This window comes from Myroides odoratimimus (genome assembly GCF_004337635.1).
Taxonomy (GTDB): domain Bacteria; phylum Bacteroidota; class Bacteroidia; order Flavobacteriales; family Flavobacteriaceae; genus Flavobacterium; species Flavobacterium odoratimimum.
Map to the genome: position 1 here is coordinate 80,092 of NZ_CP037427.1, position 21,008 is coordinate 101,099.

Below are 21,008 nucleotides of genomic sequence, written 5' to 3' on the forward strand. Positions count from 1 at the left end.
CAACAATATAACCACACAAAACACTAAATAACAAAACATATAAAAACAAAAAAAGATGATATACTTTATATTTATACCATCTTTTATGTTTGATTATTATATTTATTTTAAGAAATACACACAACTACCTTTCCTACAGTATTCCCACTTTCTATATATAAATGTGCTTTATCCATGTCTTCAAAGTCAAAAACACGACTAATATGAGCTTTTACAATACCTTTTTCTAAGAGATCAGCTATGATTTTCATATCTCTTCCACTCGAATACACACTCATAAAACAACTTCCGTGTAACTGTTTTTCATTAAACAATGCTTCATCTTTCTTTGTATATCCTGATGGCAAAGCTACAAGAGTACCGAACTGCTTAAGTACCTTTACTGATTTCTGAAAATTGTCTCCACCTACTGCCTCTAAGACAAAATCTATATCTGACACTACTTCCTCAAACTTCACACTTCTATAATCAATATACTCATCAGCTCCTAAGTTTAAAACAAAGTCTTTATTCTTCAATGAAGATGTTCCTATCACATAAGCCCCTAAATGCTTAGCAATCTGCACTGCATAATGCCCTACTCCTCCAGATGCGGCATGTATTAGTACCTTATCATTAGGTCTTAGTTTACCATAACTATCAAAAGCCTGCCATGCAGTCAAAGCTGCTAAGGTAGACGCAGCTGCTTCTTCATAAGTAATATTACTAGGTTTTAAAGCGATCTGATTAACGGGCACAGCAATATATTCTGCATAAGCCCTGCCGTGCCCTGGAAAGTTTACCATACCAAAAACAGCATCGTCTACTTTAAACTCTTGTACGTGATCTCCTATTGCTTCTATTACACCTGAAAAGTCCCATCCTAAAATAATAGGAGTAAACTGCTCTACTACTTTAGACATCCCTACTGTACCAGCTCTAGTCAAAGCATCCACTGGATTAATACTAAGTGCTTTCACTTTTACTAATACTTCATCTTTATTTATAAAAGGCATCTCTACCTCTCTGATTTGAAGATTCTCTACTCCTCCAAATTCATTTAACACAATTGCTTTCATATAATTATTACTTTTACACAAAAATAAACTGATTAAACACCATCATACAGGTACATTTTAATCAAATAACAGTATATACATGGCAAGAGAAAATATATATCAACCCTTTGAGGTCTTTTATGAGAAGGTAGATTCTTGTCCTCTACAGAACAGACAATTCAATTTTTTTGAGTTTGTATTTGTGATTTCAGGAGAAGGAACACACACTGTAAATGGCAATAAAAGCAAAATAACTATGGGTGACCTATATCTAATCACTCCAGAAGACAAACACTCTTTTGACCTAACAGCTCAATCAGAGTTTGTCGTTATTCGCGTGAATGATGAATACATCAAGCAATACAATGCTGCTAATATTAATCACTTAGAATGCGTGCTGTACTATGCTACGCATCTACCTACTTCTATTATAACAGATGAGGAAGACAAACATATCATTCACAAAATAGTAGAATGCCTTATACTCAGTATCCAAAATACTAAAACCTGTAATTGCGATTTACAACGTCAGTATATCAATGCTATTATGATTATAGCTACGCGTAATCTAATGAACTATATTCCTGAAAACTTAACCACTAAAGAACAAAAGGTATTAGACATCATAAGTTACATACAACAGAACATCTATGACCTCAAACGATTAACAGCACAGGTTATAGGACAAGAATTTGGTCTAGCACCGTCTTATATAGGTAATTATTTTTTTAATCAATGCGGAGAAACTATGCAGCAGTACATCACTACTTATCGACTAAAACTTATTAAGCAACGTCTATTATTTAGCGATCTTAGAATAGGTGAGATAGCTTCTGAATTTACGTTTACAGATGAGAGTCATGCTAACAAATTCTTTAAGAAACATGAAAGTATGAGTATGTCGGCTTATAGAAAGACACATCAAAAAAGATAATCTTTTTTATATCAGAAATAGTTGTAATTTCATTCTGAATAAGCTTTTCCTTTTTCTATCTCTTAAAAAAGGCTATGCTATTATTCATCAAACCATTACAACGCTTTTTTAAAAAAGACTTTATGAAAAACAAAATCAATTGGCCAAGAGTAGGTATTATCACAAGTACAATTATCTTCTTTATCGTAGCCATAACTTTTGAAATATTTGAGCTAGCTTCTCTTCCTGGTCAGTTCTTTGGTACATTATTAGGAGTTGTAATTACAGCTATTATTACTGTTCTCTTATTACAAGGACAAACTAAAAGTGAAGAGTCTAGAGAACGTCACTTATTAGTATTTGAAAAGAAACAAGAAGTTTTCTTTCAATTCTTGACTCAGCTAAACACGATCTTACAACGAGAATCACTTAGTCCACACTTATCTACAGGTAAGAAAATAGAGAAAGAAGTGAATAACCTACACGATCTGATCTTTGAGTTTGGTTTTCTTCAAATGCATACCTCAGCAGAGACTTTTGATAAAATCTTAGTTCACGTAGGTAATCTAATGACTGAAAGTCATCAGATCAAAATAGCAGAAAACCAATCAATAGAAAAAGTAGAACAATACTACTTAACGCTTACTTCAGATTTCTTTGCTATCGTATCACTACTTAAGCATGAATTATACAATGAATTCTCTCCTCATATAGACAAGGATAAATTAGATAGAATCATTCGTCTATCTTTCTAACTAAAATAATAGAATAAGGCTCTTGTTGATCAACAAGAGCCTTATTCTATTAAATAGCTTCTACTAAACTTTCTTCTCTCAGTTTTTTAGAGACATTCACCATCGCTATAAGCGCTTTTTCAGTCTCTTCCCAATGACGCGTTTTTAATCCACAGTCAGGGTTTACCCATAATTGTTTTGTTGGTATATAGTTTTCTGCCTTTTTAATTAGATACAACATTTCTTCTTCTGTAGGTACACGTGGAGAGTGAATATCATATACTCCTGGTCCAATCTCATTTGGGTATTTAAATGCTGCAAAAGCATCTAATAAATCCATCTGTGAACGAGAACACTCTATCGTAATCACATCTGCATCCATAGCTGCAATATGCTGTATAATATCGTTAAACTCAGAATAACACATATGAGTATGAATCTGTGTCTCATTCTTCACTCCTGAAGCAGAAATTCTAAATGCTCTAACAGCCCAATCCAAATAACTATCCCAGGCTGCTTTACGCAATGGTAAGCCTTCTCTTATTGCAGGTTCATCAATCTGGATGATTTCAATATTAGCACTTTCTAAATCTACTACTTCATCTCTAATTGCTAAAGCTATTTGAGTACAGGTCTCAGACCTAGGAATATCATTTCGTACAAAGGACCACTGTAATATCGTCACTGGACCTGTCAACATTCCTTTTACCTTTTGCTTAGTCAATGATTGTGCATAAGCAGACCAGAATACCGTTAATGGCTTACTGCGATACACATCTCCATAAATAACAGGAGGTTTCACACATCTACTTCCATAACTCTGTACCCAACCATTCTGAGTAAATGTAAATCCTTCTAATTGTTCTCCGAAGTACTCCACCATATCATTGCGTTCAAATTCTCCATGTACTAATACATCTAGACCGATTTCTTCTTGCCATTGTATAGCTCTAGCCGTCTCTTGTTTTAATAAATCTTCATACTGCTGTGCTGTAAGCTCTCCCTTTTTAAACTTAGCTCTCCACTGTCTTACTTCTTTCGTCTGTGGGAACGAACCTATTGTTGTCGTTGGAAATAAAGGCAGGTCTAATGCTTTATGTTGTAAGGGTTGTCTCGTACTAAACGGAGCTTTTCTTTGTGCATCTTGCTCTGTAATTCCTTGTACGCGTCTTTTTACTGCTTCATGATGTATAAGCGTAGATGTACGTTTATCGTGTTGAGCTATTTTATTCTCTTGATAAGCTGATACCCCCTCTCTATCTGCAACACTCGCTAACTTAGCTAAATCTACTACTTCCTGAACCTTTTGTTTAGCAAAAGCGAGCCATTGCTTGATTTCTGTTGTTAATTTCACTTCTCCTTCTAAATCAATAGGGCTGTGAAGTAATGAACACGATGTCGCTATGATGATTTTCTCTTTCCCTCTTCGCTCAATAGCTTTATCTATCAATGTTAATGATTGTTCATAATCGTTCTTCCAAATATTACGACCATCCACTACACCTAGTGACAACTTTAAACTAGACGGAGCCTTATTAAGTATCTCTTCTAGCTGCTCTTCATTACGCACTAGATCAATATGCAATACTTCTACTGGTAATGCCAATGCCAACGAAGCATTATCTTCTAATCCTCCAAAGTAAGTAGCTACAATTACCTTAAGATCTGGAAAAGAAGATTGTATAATATTGTAAAACGATGTGATTGCTTTTTTCTGTTCTTCTGTCAAGTCAAGCACTAGAAAAGGTTCATCAATTTGAATGTATTGAACTCCTTCATCTGTCAGACGTTTTATTATTTCAAGATATACAGGTAACAAACTATCTACTAAGCTTAATACATTGAAATCTTGTTCTTTTGCCTTACCTAATAGCAAATAAGAAACAAGACTTAAGATAACGGGCTTAGTCTCTATACCAATCTTCTTTGCTTCTTTATATTCCTCTACTACCTTTAGTGAAGTTAATTCAAACTGCTGTCCTTTATAAAACTCCGGTACGATATAGTGATAGTTAGTATCAAACCATTTTGTCATTTCCATAGCAGTAATATCAAATCCACCTTTTTGATACCCTCTAGCCATCGCGAAGTATAAATCTAGTAAAGACAGACCTTCATTTGTACGGAGAGGCTGATACCTTTTAGGAATAGCTCCTAAGGTTAAACTCCAATCCAATACCTGATCATAAAATGAAAAGTCATTAGAAGGAATTAATGTAATACCTGCTGTCTTTTGTAATTGCCAATTTTGATGACGAATAGCTTGCGCAACCTGCTCTAACTCTTCTCTTTCAATTTTCTCAGCCCAATACTGTTCATTTGCTTTTTTCAGCTCTCTTTGGCCACCAATACGCGGATAGCCTAATACTTGTGTTTGCATTTTCACAACTTTTTAAAATGGTTAATTAATCACTTAAAAAGTTCTCTCTTCCTAATGCATTACGCGGTAGTGGGGAAACTCTAATAGATAAGGAATAGCTATACAATACTACTTCTATATAACATAGAAACAGCACATCATAGCATCAAACCTGACTATAGCTCTTTACCGCGAAAGCATTGTCAATTCAAAAATGGCAGGTCTCCTGACTTATAACTACACTAATCGCCCTTCCCGATTTTATATCAGTGAGCATAATATGACTAGTATATTCAATGTTACTTACAGTTGCGCGACAGTTCGTGATTCTCACACGATTCCCTTTTAATCTACAGTTAAGTAAAACCTATTTTCGCCTGATGAAGTATTTTAAGAACAATTCATTAATTCTAAACAAAGATACAATTGAAGAATATAAACACATTACATATTCAACAATTAAGAACAAATAACCATAATAATAATTTAAACAGATTTTAATTCTATTATCACTACATTTGGTACCACTAAAACAAAATATTATTCTAATGCATAACCTAGACGAGACAGATTTAAAACTACTTCGAATACTATGTGACAACTCTAATCTGACTACAAAAGAGATTGCTCAACAAGTAAACCTATCTGCTACTCCAGTTTTTGAAAGAATAAAACGACTAGAAAAAGAAGGCTTTATAAAGAAATATATCGCTTTAATAGATGCTGAAAAGCTAAATAAAGGCTTTATTGTATTCTGTAATATTAAACTTAAACAACATGAGCGCCTTATCAATAACAAGTTTGTTGAAGATATTATGCTTATAGATGAAGTTGTTGAATGTTATAATATATCAGGAGATTTTGACTTTATCCTAAAAGTATATGCTAATGATATGAAGCATTACCAAGACTTTGTATTTAATAAATTAGCCATGGTAGATAGTATAGGAAGTACACATAGTTCTTTTGTGATGAGAGAAATTAAGAACACTCACAACATTTCTTTTTAAATATTAAAAGAAATCAATTAAAACAAAAAAGCCACATCTCACGATGTGGCTCTCTCAATTAAAAAGTAGTAAAAAATCGACAAAGATTATTTGTCTAGAAAGACTCAATCTATTGACATAATCCAGTTTTATAAATAGTTTCCAAATTAGCACGATGATTAACTATCTAAAAGTAAAATGCCGACGAACAGATTGAGTCAAGTAATTAATAATCTACTATAAAGATTGTTCTCCCTATAGTATCACTTTCATTACTCTATATATAAATGGAAAAAATTATTCTCTCCAACCTCCTCCTAATGCTTTATAAAGCTTAATAATGGCTTGCCATTCTAATAGCTGATCATTACTATGTGCTAATTGTGCATAAAGGTGTGCTTGTTCTGAAGTCAATACATCTGTATAATTCGTTGATGAATGATACACTAATAACTTCTTTGTATAATCAACAGCTAAGGCTAACTTATCCACTTGTTGTTGTCTCATAGTCAGTTGCTCTCCTGCCATCTCATAAGCATATAGTGCATCAGAGACCTCTTGCCCTGCTACTAACATAGTTTTTTGAAAGTTGTACGCTTTCTCTTGATAACTCGCTTTCGCTATCTCTAACCTCGTTTTGTTTTGTCTTTTATTAAAGATAGGCTGTAATAAGCCCCCTGCTATATTAGCAAACAATCCTGTAGAAGTAAACCAATCTTTAAACTCATAACTAGAGAATCCCGCTCCTCCTGTGATATTTAATGAAGGGTAGAATACTCTCTTAGCCGCATTCACATCTTCAAAATACGCTGCCAACTCATACTCAGCTGCCATCACATCAGGCCTATTCTTTAATAGATGTGCAGGTATCCCTATACTTGGTTCTATTGGTAGTTCTTGTACAGTTAAGTTAGCTCTATCTATTGTACCTACAGGTTTCCCTAATAGAACATTCAATGCATTTTCTACTTCTCTGATTTGGCGTTTCACACCAGGTAGTGTAGCCTCAGCGTCATAGTAGTTAGCTTCACTCTGTACCACAGCCGCACCTGTTACTACACTTGACTCCTTCAACTTTTGCATTGTTTCAACATCTACTTTTCTATTCACTATCGTCTTTTCGATAATAGTTTGTTGTTGATCTAACGCCAATAATTGGTAATAATAATCTGCTATCTGAGCGACTATCTGAGTCTGCACAGCCTTTTGTCCTGCATCAGACTGAAGCATTCTATAGTAAGCAGCACGCTTACTACTCGCTAATTTTCCCCATACATCTATCTCCCAAGAAGTATTAGCGAATACATCATACTGTGTCGCATTCTTTACAAAACCAAACCCCTGAGGATAAGATAATCTTGATCTTTTCACTCCTCCACCTATACTTAAGTCAGGTAAGAACGCAGCTTTAGATTGTTTTAATAACGCCTCTGAAGCATGTAGCCTTTCTATCCCTATCTTTAGGTCTAAGTTATTTTCTATTCCTTCTGTTATTAGCTCTTGTAGCTTTGCATCTTTAAACAAAGTTTGCCAAGGCATCATGCCTATACTTAATGTGTCCCCTTCTTGGGTATTTCGATAAAGCTCTTTTGCAGCAATATCTAAGTGCTGATAACTCTGTGTGGATTGGCATGAGGCCAACATCCCCATAGCCAGAGCACCTATATATATTTTATATGTCCATTTCATGATTCTTCTGATTTATCGCATTGACTTAAGTCATTGTGTAACGTATAAGTGCACCCTTAGATACACTTATACATTTCTCACTTTATAATTACACTTACTCTTGTTCTTCTAATACAGGAGCTCCACTTATTTTCTCTTGTAACGCCTGGAACACAACAAATAATGAAGGAATAACTAATACCCCGATCAGCGTACCAATCAACATTCCTCCTACCGCAGCTGTACCAATTGATTTATTACTCAATGCTCCTGCTCCTGTCGCCATCATCAGTGGTAATAATCCAAATATGAAAGCAAACGAAGTCATCAGAATAGGTCTTAGACGAATACGCGCTCCTTCTATAGCAGCCGCTGCAATAGTCTGACCTGACTGTCGTCTCTGTAGCGCAAACTCTACAATCAGAATAGCATTCTTCGCTAATAAACCAATCAACATAATCAAACTAATCTGTAAGAATATATTATTTTCTATTCCGAATAGCTTAGCGAAGATAAAAGCTCCTGCTAATCCTATCGGTAAAGAGAACAACACTGCCAATGGAAGTATATAACTCTTAAACTGAGCACTTAATAAGAAGTAAACGAATAAGATAGACAGCACAAAAATAATAACAGTCTGATTACCACTACCGCTCTCTTCTCTAGACAATCCTGAATACTCAAAACCATACCCTTGTGGTAAAGTCTGTGCTGCTACTTCTTCTATCGCACGTATAGCATCTCCAGAACTAAAACCTGGATTAGGGCTACCATTCACGAAAGCTGAGTTAAACAAATTAAAGCGCGTCAAGAACTCTGGACTGTACACTTTCTTCAGATCAATGAAGGCTGTGATAGGAGACATTACTCCTTGCTCATTCTTCACATATAGTTTATCGATAGCCTCTTTATTCTCACGGAAATTAGGATCTGCTTGTATCATCACCTTATACTGCTTACCGAAGCGGTTAAAGTTCGTTGCATAAATACCTCCTAAATACCCTTGTAGTGTAGTCAGAATCTCTGTTACCCCTACCCCTGCCTCTTTTGCTTTTGCTACATTGACAGACACTTCATACTGTGGGAAGTTCGTATTAAAAGACGAAGTGGCATACATAATCTCAGGACGTTGATTTAACGCTCCTAAGAATCCTCCTATTATTTCTTCAAACTTCTTATAATCTCCACCAGTCTTATCTTGTAACTGTACTTCGAATCCTGAACTGTTACCAAATCCTTGTAGTGTAGGTGCTGCAAAGAATACCACATTAGCATCCTTAATATGCGCTGTCTTAGCAAATAACTGTCCTACTACACTGTGAATATTTTGTTCTGGATTTGGGCGATCTTTCCAGTGTTTTAACTTAATGAACTCTACAGCATACGAACTACCATTCCCACTGAAGAAGTCCATACCTGCTAGTCGTGAAGTGAACTTTACCTCAGGTATACTCATCGCGATACTATCTATCTCGTTAGAGATACGCTCAGTCTCTTCAAGAGAAGTAGAAGGAGCTAAGATAATATTACCATAGATAGAAGCACTATCCTCATTAGGAACAAATCCCGTTGGTGTCGTTTTCGTTAAGAATACAAACAAGGCACCAAATACAACGATACTTCCTAACGACAACCATTTATTCTTATTCAAGAAGCCCAATACACCTACATAGCGATTAGTCATTCTGTCAAATGAACTATTAAAAGCAGATTTAAATCTATTGACAAAACCTCTTTTCTCCTCGTGTATACCTGACTCAGGTTTCAACATAATAGCACATAGCGCAGGACTCAGTGTCAAGGCATTAATAGCCGAAATCAAAATAGCGACAGCTAATGTGATACCAAATTCTTTATAAAACACCCCTACAGATCCTTCGATAAATGTAACGGGTACGAATACAGCTGACATCACTAACGTAATCGAAATAATAGCAGTAGTCAACTCACTCATGGCACTCACTGTAGCCTTCTTCGCTGTCTCTGCTCCTTCATATAGTTTGGCATGTACTGCCTCTACTACGATGATGGCATCGTCCACCACAATACCGATGGACAGTACTAGAGCAAAAAGAGTCAACAAGTTAATAGAGAAGCCAAATAGATTCAAGAAAAAGAACGTACCTACGATAGCTACTGGTACCGCTATAGCTGGTATCAAAGTAGAACGCCAATCCTGTAAGAACACTAATACTACTATGAACACTAATACAAATGCTTCTATTAAAGTCGCTATCAATTTATCAATAGAGGCTAATAAGAAATCATTAGAATTCGCATATACTTCGAATTTCGCCCCCGCAGGCAAGTCTTTTTCTGCTTCTTTTAATAATTCTTCACATTGCTTAATAATCTCATGGGCATTAGACCCTGCCACCTGATTTACCGCGATATAAGTACCGTGCTGTTTATAAGCAGTCATGGTCATCGCATACGAGTAGGCTCCTAAGTCTATCTCTGCCACATCACTTAGACGCAATATCTTACCTGTACCATTAGAACGGATAATAATATCTCCGAACTCTTCTGGCGTTTCTAATCGACCTGTGTATTTTAAAGCATACTGAAAACTCTGTCTGCTATTCTCTCCTACCTTACCTGGTGCTGCCTCTACGTTTTGCTCTTGTAACGCTTGTACGATATCACTTGGTGTAAGTCCGTAAGAAGCCATTGCATTTGGCTTTAACCAGATACGCATACTGTACTCACGCCCTCCATAGATAGAGGCATCCCCTACTCCATTGATACGCTTGATCTTAGGTAGAATATTGATACGAGCATAGTTCTCTAAGAATGCCTGATCATATCTACTATCAGAGCTATACATTAAGAAACTGAATATCTCACTACTCAATCTCTTGGTTGTAGTCACCCCTTGTTTTATTACCTCTTCTGGCAATTGACTCATGGCTTGGCTCACACGGTTCTGCACGTTCACAGCTGCCATGTCAGCATCTGCTCCTTGTGTAAAAGTAATGGTAATAACAGCCGAACCATCATTACTCGCCTTTGAGTTCATATACGCCATATTCTCTACTCCATTAATCTGTTCTTCTAATGGAATAATTACACTCTTCATTACCGCCTCAGCATTTGCCCCTTGGTAGTTAGCAGTCACCTGTACTGTAGGCGGTGCTATCTCAGGATACTGTGTGATAGGTAATGAGAATAGTCCTAACAACCCTAGTATTACTATAATGATAGATATCACGGTAGATAACACTGGGTTTTCTATAAATCTTTTCAACATAATGCTATTCTCTATTACATTTTAATCTTCATTCCTTCACGTAGTCCTCCTATATCTGCACTTACGATTTTGTCTCCAGGTTTTAACCCACTTGTCACTACGAAGTATTGACTCGAAGGCACCTTCTCCATAACCGAAATTTCTGTGCTAGTCACTACACCCTCTGCATTAGCCACATAAATAAAACGCTTCCCTTGCACTTCAAAAGTCGCCTTCTGAGGAACTAGAATAGCTTCGCTTACACTCTCGTGTACACGAATGGTAGCACTATTTCCACTTCTCAATATTCCCTGTGGATTAGTAAACACAGCTCTAAAGTTCACACTTCCAGTACGAGGGTCTACTTGTCCACTCACTGTATTTATTTTCCCTTTCTGATTGTATTCACTTCCATTCGCTAATAAAAGAGATACTTCAGGCATACTCGCGAGTCTCTGTTCTAGAGTTTGTTCTCCTCCTTTTTGCATAAAGTCGATAAACTCTTTTTCATTCATAGAGAAATAAGCATTGATACTTCCTATCTCAGATACTGTAGTTAGAGGCTCTGGTGAAGCGCTACTTACCAGTGCTCCCACTTTATAAGGGATTAATCCTATAACTCCATCAAAGGGAGCTACCACCTGAGTATATCCCACATTAGCCTGTGCACTATTTAAGTTAGCTTTAGCTTGTGCTAGTTGTGCTTCTTTACTTCTTAATGCATACTCTGCAGACTCTAACTCATAGTTACTGATAATACCTTCACTCACTAGTGGTTTAGCTTTAGCTACATGCATACGAGCGTTGTTTAACTCTGCCTCTGCATTTTTTATCGAAGCCACCGCTGCCACACTCTCTTCGTGATATTGTGGAGCGTAGATTTTGAATAAGGGTTGCCCTTTTTTGACTGTTTGCCCTTCATCCACATAGATTGCCTCAACGAAACCATCAATTTTTGGACGCAATTCTACATCTTTTATCCCTTGTAACACCACTGGATAATCTGTAAATAAATTAGCTTGCTCCGCTTTTATTGAAAGTACAGGATACTGCTCGACTTGACTGTCTCCTCCCCATTCTCCTTCTTGCTTTTTATCTTGACATGCCCATAATAAGGCGATTGTAGTAAGACCTAAAAAAGTAGATGTTTTTTTCATCTTTAACTATTTATTATTGATTGAACTATTGCGTTAAGTAGTAGCACTATTTCTATTTAAACATGTAGCAAATGTATTATCTAAACAAAATGAGGTAAAGGGGTAAAAAGTAGATTTTTTAGTCAAAAGGTAAGATTATAGAAATCAAGAAGTATCTCCCTTAAGTACAAAACACATTATTTCTCTTCCCTACCGCACTATGCCCTAGCTTATAAAAGAATATAATACACAGCCATTAGGCTACTATTAACATGAGGCAAAATTCCATCAATGAGCACTAGCACACAAGCACTATAACACGGTATAGATGTTCAAAATGTCGGATTTCAAACATTTAACTATAATCGTTCTAAATAAGTTAATTTTAGCCAATAAGTAAGTTTCAGCCACTTATCCCTTCTATTTATAGTTCTTAAAAAATGGGAAACACTTTTTTAAAATCATCTACTTATTACTACCTATTTATAGCAATAAAACACTTTTTTAAGCTCTATTTTTTCTAAAAAGCACTCTATTAGGCTAATTCTAGCCATAAATAGTAAAAAAGAGATTCACTTTTTTTAAACAGCAAAAACAACCAACAATATAGTAATCAACACATTACTATCTATTTCGTTTTTTATTCAATGAAGTACTATCCCCTACCATCCCTTATATAATCTAGCATTCATCCTAATTCCTTCGACAATACATGGAGAATACCTCGAAAATGATGGAGCTAAGATGGTCTTTGTCGAGGGATGCTTCTTTTATTCTCCCATTATTTTCCAATCATTTCGTTTGGAGAAAAACACAGTGCTCAATTATGAATCACTTAATGATCATTCACAATATTCAATAAATAGGTTAACAAAATGGAGAACTAGAGAAAAGAAGGCAATGGACTTCTATTAATTGGCAATGCATTCTTATCTCTTATAACAAGAATGGGATACGCTATAAAAAAGTAATACTATTATCAATAAAAAGATGATAACGCTCTTATAAGTAATTCCTCTTATAAACTGTGACGATAAGCACTAGGACTAATACTGCTATACTTTTTAAAGTATTTGCCAAAGGTGCTCTGATCGCTGAAGTGAAGTATCTCTGCGATGATTCCTATAGAGAGGTTTTGGTCTTGTAGTAAGATTTTAGCTTCTAAGACTACTTGATTTTGGATCCACTCACTAGCAGTCAGTCCCGTTTCTGATGAGATTACTTGACTTAGATATTTAGGATGTACATGGAGATAGTCAGCGTAGTACTGTACACTTCTGTGTTCTTTACAGTGCTTACCTACCGCCTCTCTAAACTTGAGAGCTAGTTTATGTAAACTTTTGGTCACATTACCATATTTCTCATACAGATACGCTACTTCGTTAATCATACTGTAGATTACTCCTCTGATGACCTCTGTATGAAAAGAGTTGGTTGAATTATGATAGAGATCTATGACCTTAAACATGGTTTTAAAACTCTCAAACTCCTTAGAATCTAACTGTGTAACACAACCTCCTAGACTAGATAAATCCGAAAAAGAAGCGAGTACATTATTCTCTACTAACTTATCTTGTAAGAAATCTTCTGAGAATAAGATTGTCATCATCTCATAAGTACGACGAGTCTTGTCCCATCTCTTAATTGATGTAGTATCTGCAAAAATAATGGCAGGTCCCTTGATAGTATACTCTGTAAGATCGATATAGAAGGTAATCTCTCCTTCCTCTAAAAGCCCTATTCCATAATAATTAGACCGATATGGCTCTGCCGGATAGTATGCTAGATTAATAAATGGCATATAGATATAGTGCTCCTGAGTCTCTAATTCTTTGAAACTATTCTTTAAGCGATCTAAGGTTTCCCATTTAATATTCTTCATTTCTAGTCTAGCTGATAGGCAAAAATAGAAAGTTATTTAGAATAATTTCGTTTTTTGATACTTCTTGTACCTCATTGCCTCACTACATTTATTTGTATAAAATCTGTAACTCCATAGCATGAGAAACGACTCTCAAAAAAAAATATCGTTATATTTGCTTTATCATTAAAATAACCTCAACACAAAAAATAAAAGATATGAAAAAAATAGGATGGATAGGATTAGGAAATATGGGAACCCCTATGGCGCACAATCTTTTAAAGGCAGGTTATAAACTAAACTTCTATAGAAGAGACAGTGCTAAAACTTCTCCACTTATCGCTGAAGGGGCTACTCCTATAGAAGATCTTACAGACTTTATCGCTAAGACAGATATTATCTTTCTAACACTGCCTGATGATAAAATAGTAGTAAGTACTTTCGAACAAATTCTCACTACGGATCTAAAGGGAAAAACATTCGTTAACAGTAGTACAATATCGCCTACATTAGCTGAAAAACTATATCAACAAGTACAAGAGAAAGAGGCTTTCTATCTAGATGCTCCTGTATCAGGAAGTGTAAAACCTGCGATAGATGGTACACTCTTATTCTTAGTAGGTGGTGATCTAGAAGATCACTTGACTTGCGAACCTCTTTTTGAAGTAATGGGTAAAAGCCATTATTACTTAGGAACGGCAGGTAGTGGTAGCAAAGCTAAACTAGCAATTAACTACTATATGTCTGTAGTAGTACAAGGACTAGCAGAGACTGTACTATTCGCAGAACAGAATGGAATAAATAGAGAGATGATGACTGCTATCGTAAATAATAGTGCATGTGGCTCTGGTATGAGTAAGATAAAGACCCCTGCTATCCTAGATGATAACTATCCTGCTGCATTTCCACTAAAGTTTATGCTAAAGGACATTCGCCTAGCACAAGATGCAGGATGGAATACTGCACTGACACAAGCTGCTGAACAAGCGTATGCAAAGGCTAGTGAACAAGGATTAGCCGAACAAGACTTAATGGCGGTAATCAAAGCCATTCAATAATTATATATTAACAAACCTCAATCTAATACAGATGACGCACTTACAAGAAGTAATCGAAAAGGCGTGGGACGACCGCTCACTATTACAAGATCAAAACACTCAAAATACTATTCGTGAAGTTATAGAGCTGATTGACAGTGGTAAATTGCGTGTAGCTGAACCTAAGGGAACAGAATGGCAAATCAATGAATGGGTAAAGAAGGCAGTAGTGCTATACTTCCCTATTCAAAAGATGGAAACTTTAGAAGCTGGTATCTTCGAATACCACGATAAAATGCCTCTAAAGAAGAATTATGCTGAGAAGGGAATCAGAGTAGTACCTAATGCTGTGGCTCGTCATGGAGCTTATATCTCATCAGGTGTTATCCTTATGCCTTCTTATGTGAATATAGGTGCTTATGTAGATGAAGGAACGATGGTAGATACATGGGCTACTGTTGGATCTTGTGCTCAGATAGGTAAACATGTTCACTTATCAGGTGGTGTAGGTATCGGAGGAGTACTAGAACCTCTACAGGCTGCGCCTGTTATTATTGAGGACAATGCATTCATCGGATCGCGTTGTATCGTAGTAGAAGGTGTTCGCGTAGGGAAAGAAGCTGTATTAGGTGCTAATGTAGTACTAACAGCGTCTACTAAAATTATAGATGTAACAGGAGATACTCCTAAAGAAATAAAAGGATATGTACCGGAGCGCTCTGTAGTGATACCTGGTTCGTATACAAAACAATTCCCTGCTGGTGAGTTCCAAGTACCTTGTGCGTTAATCATCGGACAGAGAAAACCATCTACAGATCTTAAAACATCTCTAAACGATGCTTTAAGAGAATATAATGTAGCTGTATAAATACTAAATATACCATTACTATCATAAAACAGAGTACTTTTGTGCTCTGTTTTTATTTATTAAAAAAAGTTTTTATTATTGATTATGAGTAAATTATTTTCTCAAAATTGTATCCTATTCTTTAAAAGATTTCTTTTAATCTTCTTCTTTTATCAAGTATGTAGAGTAGGTTTCTATTTTTACAATTCACACTTATTAGATCCTTGGGATTTAAATATATTTCTTGGGGGTGTTCGATTTGACTTAGCGGCACTAGGATTTATTAATATGGCATTCGCCTTATTACACTTATTCCCTGGTAAATTTCAAAATAACAAAGGATATCAACAGTTCTTATTTTACAGTTTCTACTTAGTGAATATATTCATACTATGTCTAAACTTTGTAGACTACGAATACTTTAGATTTATCAGTAGACGTAGTTCTTATGCCTTTATCACTGCCTCTGGTATGGAACAAGAATTACCAGGATTATTAAAGAATTTCATTGTAGACTACTGGTGGATACCAGTCTATATGTTCTTATCCTTCGTAATATTCTGGTTGATATACAGAAAGATAGATTACAAAATCAAAAGCAGTAAATTCAATATTAAAGATACTGTCGTGATGGTATTAGTAATAGGAATCATGCTAGTATTAGGTCGTGGGGGATTACAACGCAAACCTATTCGTCTAGTAGATGCATCTCAATATGGAGGATTAAAAAATACAGCTCTAGTCTTAAACACTCCATTCTCTGTATTAAAAACAATGGGAAGAAACGAAAACTTAGAAGAGGTAAACTTCTATACTGAAGCTGAACTAGACCAGGTATTTAATCCTGTACAAGAGTTCAAATATGACAGTATTAATAAAAAGAATGTTGTCTTGTTAATCGTTGAAAGTTTCGGTAGAGAAACGATGCATAGAGGATTGACTCCATTTATGGATTCGCTAGCGCAGAATAGTCATTTCTTCGAAAATGCATTCGCTAATGGTAAAGTATCTATCGATGCTGTACCATCGTCTATCTCTAGTATTCCTAGCTTAATGAATAGAACGTTTATTTCGTCTAGCTATGCATTAAACGACGTATATACACTACCTAAAATATTAAAAGAAAATGGATATCACACTGCGTTCTTCCATGGTGCGTTCAACGGTAGTCAAAACTTCGATCAATATGCTAATGTAGCAGGTTTTGATGAATATTATGGAAAGAATGAATACGAAGGCCCTGATGCATTTGACGGAACTTGGGGTGTATTTGATGAAGAGTTTTTACAGTTCTATATCAAACAATTAGACCGATTCAAGAAACCTTTTTTTACTACTCTATTCACAATTTCGTCACATAACCCATATACTATCCCTGAGAAGTATAAAGGTAAATTCCCTAAAGGAGAAGCAGACATCCACGAATCAATCGCCTATGCTGATTATTCTCTTAAAAAGTTCTTCGAAACTGCAAAAAATAAAGAGTGGTATAACAATACTATTTTTATTATTACTGCAGACCATACCTGTGCAGAACCTATAGAAGATGAATGGAAAACGAATGTAGGTAAATTCCGTATTCCTATCTTGTTCTTTGCTCCTAATGACCCAAGTATAACAACTGAAAAAGTAGAGAAGAACTTCCAACAGATCGATATCCTACCAAGTTTACTGGACTATCTACAGATTAATACTAAGATTATTACTTATGGTAAATCTTATAAATCTGATCAAGACTTTGTAGTAAACTACTTAGATAATATCTATAACTATGAAAAAGGAGATTATTACTTAGCTTTTGACGGGAAGAAAACCTTAGGTCTATACAACTGGAAAAAAGATCCTCTACTAAAGCAAAACCTGATGAATACAGAGGCTGCAAAAAGAGAAGAGATGGAAAAATTCATCAAAGCATATATACAGTCCTTTAATTCTAGAGTTAAAAACAATCAATTGACTGTGAAATAATATTATAATAACCTTACATTTAACAATTATCTTTAGAGAACAAATAGATCATGGCAATTAGTGGACTTGTAATAACATTTAACGAAGAAAAAAACATTGGAAAATGTTTGGATTCATTATTTCAATATTGTGAAGAAGTAATCATTATAGATTCAAATAGTACAGATAAAACAGTGGAAATAGCTAAAAATAAAGGAGCTAAAGTTTATTCTCAAGCATACCTAGGCGACGGTCCCCAGCGAACTTATGGATTACAATATTGTAAAAACGATTGGATTATGAACTTAGATGCTGATGAATTTTTGGATCAAGATGCATTAACTTTCATTTCGAAAAAATCTTATGAGAATAATACTTATGATGCTTATAAATTCAGAGTCAAAAACTTTTTAGGAAATAAGTTAATTAACTTCTCTGGGTGGTATCCTGATTCAAAGATTCGCTTTTTTAATAAAAAAACAGCCTATCCTTCAGATCATATGGCTCACCAACATATTATAGCAACAAATGAAAAGAGCATCAACGTCCATATTTTACACTATGGATGGAGCTCTTATAAACAAGTTATAGACAAAAAAAATCAATACTCTACTTGGGCTGCTCAACAACTTTTTGATGAAGGCAAAAAAGTTTCTTCGTTTAAACCTATTTTAAACGGTATTGTAGCCTTCATTAGATGTTATTTCTTTAAAAAAGGAATTTTTAATGGAATAGATGGTCTTGCATTTGCTCTAATTCAATCTTTCTTTTCTTTTATGAAATATACTAAATTAACTCAAGTTTCGCACCAATTTACTTTCACGTAGTAGCCTGATATTTAAAGTGATAATTATTGGATAAAAGTCCAAAAGATTCAATATTATCAATTATTTTAGTTGTAATATCATGAATATCAATAGACTCTACTAGTTTTTCCAAAACATCAAGTATTAAGGCTACTACAGCTAATAATCTAACGTTCAATTTGTTTTCAATATAATCTTGCTGGAGGTCTTTAAATAGACCTCCAATAGTTTCATAAGCTTCCATTCTATAACGGATACTTATGAGTAAATACTGTATAAACACAATAGTTGTTTGCGCTATCTGAATATCAAAGTTTGTCGATTGAGCTTTACCAAGTCCTAAGAGCTGTTTAGCTTCTTTGAAGAATACTTCTATCGACCATCGGATACTATATATTTCTATTACTTTGACGAATTTTAATGATGTATCTGTAGTTATTAATGTATGCCATTTGCCATTAATGCCACGTTTTGAAATAAATACTTCAACATCAAGTCCTTCAATATTAGTTACATAAGAGTGATAATAATAGTTGAATTTACGGCATCTTTTTGGTTTTTTGTCTTGTTTTTTAAGCTGTGAAATCGTTTTAATCCTCGACTGAACTTCAATCTTGCTATTGTATTTATACATACCAATAATATGAGTTTTCCCACAGATACTACGTAGTTTTTTGAGTAGACTTATACTTGTAAACCAAGTGTCTGTCAAAATATAATCCACTGTTATTTTGCGCTTTATCACTCTTGAAAACATTTGTACTAATACATCTGTCTTCTTTTTGTTGAGTTCTAAATATCTTTTTGCAGCAACGGTTTTCGAGCATCGAGGAGTCTTTTTTTGAGCTTGACGTTGTTTTGCAGTTAAACCATATTTCAGTTTTGACTTTTTGCTTTCACGGTGTAAACTAAAATCTACTGGAATAAATACGCTACCATTCCAATATCCTGCTACTAAAATCTTGTATCCCAAGTAGAAACTCTTTGATACATGATTGTATATTTTTGAAACACCTTCAATTGTTTTACCTGTTTTAGCAAGGTCAGAATCATCAAAAATCAAGCATTTTGTAGCATCTTTTTCAGGTGTAAAAAGTTCTTCTTTAAGTAAATATTGCATGACAAACTGATATAAGAATGATCTCCAGTCAATGTTTTGATTCGACAATAGACGGTAGTAAGAATCTTTACCACAGTTATTTATATCAGCGTCTTTATTCTTAGATAAAGAAAACACAGAACTAATACCGATAATGGGAAGTATTAAAAGTATGGAAATTAAGTCCTTAAATGTATAACCCGATTTTTTACACCAATCAAACTATTTTGTTATCTTATTAAAGCCTAATATGTTTAAATGTGAATTTAAATATTCAGAACTCAACCAAACCTTTTTGAACTTTCCTTTTATTTCTTGAACTTTAGTAATATCTTCGTATTGTAGCATGTTTTGTACTTTGTGTGTCGTAACTTAAAGATACAATAAAACCAAGGGATTACCTTGGTTTACATGCTATTTTTTCACTTCTATAAGCCCCAGTTTTGGGTGCGAAACTTCAGTAAATTAATTAACTTGCATAAGCAATAAAGCAGCTTTTATTCTGTTACTATTACTAAATACATTCATCATTTAAATTATTACAATGATCAATAAATTGACTCTTTTAATCCCGACTAAAAATGAAGAAGACAAGATTAAACAGTGTATTTTATCTGCTAAAGACATTGTAAGTGAAATTATAGTTATAGATTCTTATAGTCAAGATAATACTGTAAGCATTGCTGAAGGCTTAGGGGCAAAAGTTATACAACGCAAATTTGACAACTTCTCGAATCAAAAGAATTATGCTATACCTCATGCTAAAAATGATTGGATATTATTATTAGATGCAGATGAACAATTAACAGAAGACCTTAAACAAGAGATACAAGTCCTGATAAATAACGATAACATAAATAATCACGAAGCTTATTGGGTATATAGATCGAACTACTTCTTTAATCAACTTATACATTATTCTGGATATCAGAAAGACAAAGTTATCCGTCTATTTAATAAGCACAAATGTTCATATAAAAACTATGTTCATGAGAACTTAGTCGTAGATGGCACTATAGGCTTTTTAAAAAATAAACTATATCATAATACATATAGAGGATTTGACATTCATATTCAAAAACTTAATCAATATGCAACTCTACAAGCAGAGGATTATAATAAACGAACAGGTAAATTAACTCTATATCATTTTATTCTTAAACCAGCGTTTAGATTCTTAAAACACTATTTTATTCAACAAGGATTTAGAGATGGTGTACCAGGATTAATATTATCTGTTTTAAACAGTTACGCAACCTTCCTTAGATATGTAAAACTATGGATGTTAAGAAATGATATCAAATCATAACAAAGAAAGATTATAGAGTTGTCTATAATCTTTCTTT

General features: G+C 34.6%; 14 protein-coding genes, 1 pseudogene and 1 riboswitch. Of the genes and pseudogenes, 8 read left to right on the top strand and 7 right to left on the bottom strand.

Going from position 1 to position 21,008, the window contains the following annotated elements; translation table 11 throughout:
- Positions 1 to 107 precede the first annotated feature (107 nt).
- Positions 108 to 1,058 (bottom strand): NADP-dependent oxidoreductase, encoded by a 951-nt coding sequence (locus E0Z07_RS00380; RefSeq protein WP_006258637.1) that lies wholly within the window; start codon positions 1,056 to 1,058, stop codon positions 108 to 110.
- Positions 1,059 to 1,137: 79 nt separating this feature from the next.
- Between E0Z07_RS00380 and E0Z07_RS00385 the strand changes: the two genes are divergently transcribed.
- Positions 1,138 to 1,971 (top strand): helix-turn-helix domain-containing protein, encoded by an 834-nt coding sequence (locus E0Z07_RS00385; RefSeq protein WP_006258638.1) that lies wholly within the window; start codon positions 1,138 to 1,140, stop codon positions 1,969 to 1,971.
- A 122-nt stretch (positions 1,972 to 2,093) separates the two neighbouring features.
- Entirely contained in the window at positions 2,094 to 2,705 is a 612-nt protein-coding gene (locus tag E0Z07_RS00390; RefSeq protein ID WP_016648903.1) for a hypothetical protein, read from the top strand.
- Positions 2,706 to 2,754: 49 nt separating this feature from the next.
- On the opposite strand, the gene metE is transcribed toward E0Z07_RS00390, so the two are convergent.
- Positions 2,755 to 5,064 carry a 5-methyltetrahydropteroyltriglutamate--homocysteine S-methyltransferase gene (gene metE, locus E0Z07_RS00395; protein ID WP_006261782.1) on the bottom strand — a complete coding sequence of 770 codons (2,310 nt, stop codon included), beginning with the start codon at positions 5,062 to 5,064 and terminating at the stop codon, positions 2,755 to 2,757.
- Between the two features lie 178 nt (positions 5,065 to 5,242).
- Positions 5,243 to 5,430: riboswitch (cobalamin riboswitch) on the bottom strand.
- A 161-nt stretch (positions 5,431 to 5,591) separates the two neighbouring features.
- Between metE and E0Z07_RS00400 the strand changes: the two genes are divergently transcribed.
- Entirely contained in the window at positions 5,592 to 6,053 is a 462-nt protein-coding gene (locus tag E0Z07_RS00400; RefSeq protein WP_006258641.1) for an Lrp/AsnC family transcriptional regulator, read from the top strand.
- 276 nt (positions 6,054 to 6,329) lie between these two features.
- Here the strand turns inward: E0Z07_RS00400 and E0Z07_RS00405 are convergent, their stop codons facing one another.
- From E0Z07_RS00405 to E0Z07_RS00420, 4 genes are all read right to left on the bottom strand, one after another.
- Entirely contained in the window at positions 6,330 to 7,721 is a 1,392-nt protein-coding gene (locus tag E0Z07_RS00405; protein WP_131540138.1) for a TolC family protein, read from the bottom strand.
- Positions 7,722 to 7,815: 94 nt separating this feature from the next.
- A complete protein-coding gene (locus tag E0Z07_RS00410) occupies positions 7,816 to 10,950 on the bottom strand; it encodes an efflux RND transporter permease subunit (protein WP_006258643.1) in 3,135 nt (1,044 codons plus the stop codon).
- A 14-nt stretch (positions 10,951 to 10,964) separates the two neighbouring features.
- Positions 10,965 to 12,086 (bottom strand): efflux RND transporter periplasmic adaptor subunit, encoded by a 1,122-nt coding sequence (locus tag E0Z07_RS00415; protein WP_006258644.1) that lies wholly within the window; start codon positions 12,084 to 12,086, stop codon positions 10,965 to 10,967.
- Positions 12,087 to 13,083: 997 nt separating this feature from the next.
- Positions 13,084 to 13,947 (bottom strand): helix-turn-helix domain-containing protein, encoded by an 864-nt coding sequence (locus tag E0Z07_RS00420; RefSeq protein WP_006258645.1) that lies wholly within the window; start codon positions 13,945 to 13,947, stop codon positions 13,084 to 13,086.
- A 197-nt stretch (positions 13,948 to 14,144) separates the two neighbouring features.
- Here E0Z07_RS00420 and E0Z07_RS00425 point away from each other — a divergent pair, with 197 nt between their 5' ends.
- The 4 genes from E0Z07_RS00425 (at position 14,145) to E0Z07_RS00440 (ending at position 18,584) form a co-directional block, all read left to right on the top strand.
- Positions 14,145 to 14,984, top strand: a complete 840-nt coding sequence (locus tag E0Z07_RS00425) for an NAD(P)-dependent oxidoreductase (RefSeq protein ID WP_006258646.1) — start codon at positions 14,145 to 14,147, stop codon at positions 14,982 to 14,984.
- A 31-nt stretch (positions 14,985 to 15,015) separates the two neighbouring features.
- Positions 15,016 to 15,831, top strand: a complete 816-nt coding sequence (locus E0Z07_RS00430) for a 2,3,4,5-tetrahydropyridine-2,6-dicarboxylate N-succinyltransferase (RefSeq protein WP_006258647.1) — start codon at positions 15,016 to 15,018, stop codon at positions 15,829 to 15,831.
- A gap of 78 nt (positions 15,832 to 15,909) precedes the next feature.
- Positions 15,910 to 17,778 (top strand): LTA synthase family protein, encoded by a 1,869-nt coding sequence (locus E0Z07_RS00435; RefSeq protein ID WP_006261783.1) that lies wholly within the window; start codon positions 15,910 to 15,912, stop codon positions 17,776 to 17,778.
- A 50-nt stretch (positions 17,779 to 17,828) separates the two neighbouring features.
- Positions 17,829 to 18,584: a glycosyltransferase family 2 protein gene (locus E0Z07_RS00440; RefSeq protein WP_131540139.1), complete on the top strand. Its 756-nt coding sequence runs from the start codon at positions 17,829 to 17,831 to the stop codon at positions 18,582 to 18,584.
- Here the strand turns inward: E0Z07_RS00440 and E0Z07_RS00445 are convergent.
- Positions 18,577 to 20,010, bottom strand: a pseudogene (locus E0Z07_RS00445) (IS4 family transposase). The gene E0Z07_RS00440 and the pseudogene E0Z07_RS00445 sit on opposite strands and share 8 nt — an antisense overlap.
- Positions 20,011 to 20,206: 196 nt before the next feature.
- Between E0Z07_RS00445 and E0Z07_RS00450 the strand changes: the two are divergent.
- Positions 20,207 to 20,971 (top strand): glycosyltransferase family 2 protein, encoded by a 765-nt coding sequence (locus E0Z07_RS00450; RefSeq protein ID WP_006258650.1) that lies wholly within the window; start codon positions 20,207 to 20,209, stop codon positions 20,969 to 20,971.
- The last annotated feature ends 37 nt before the right edge of the window (positions 20,972 to 21,008 follow it).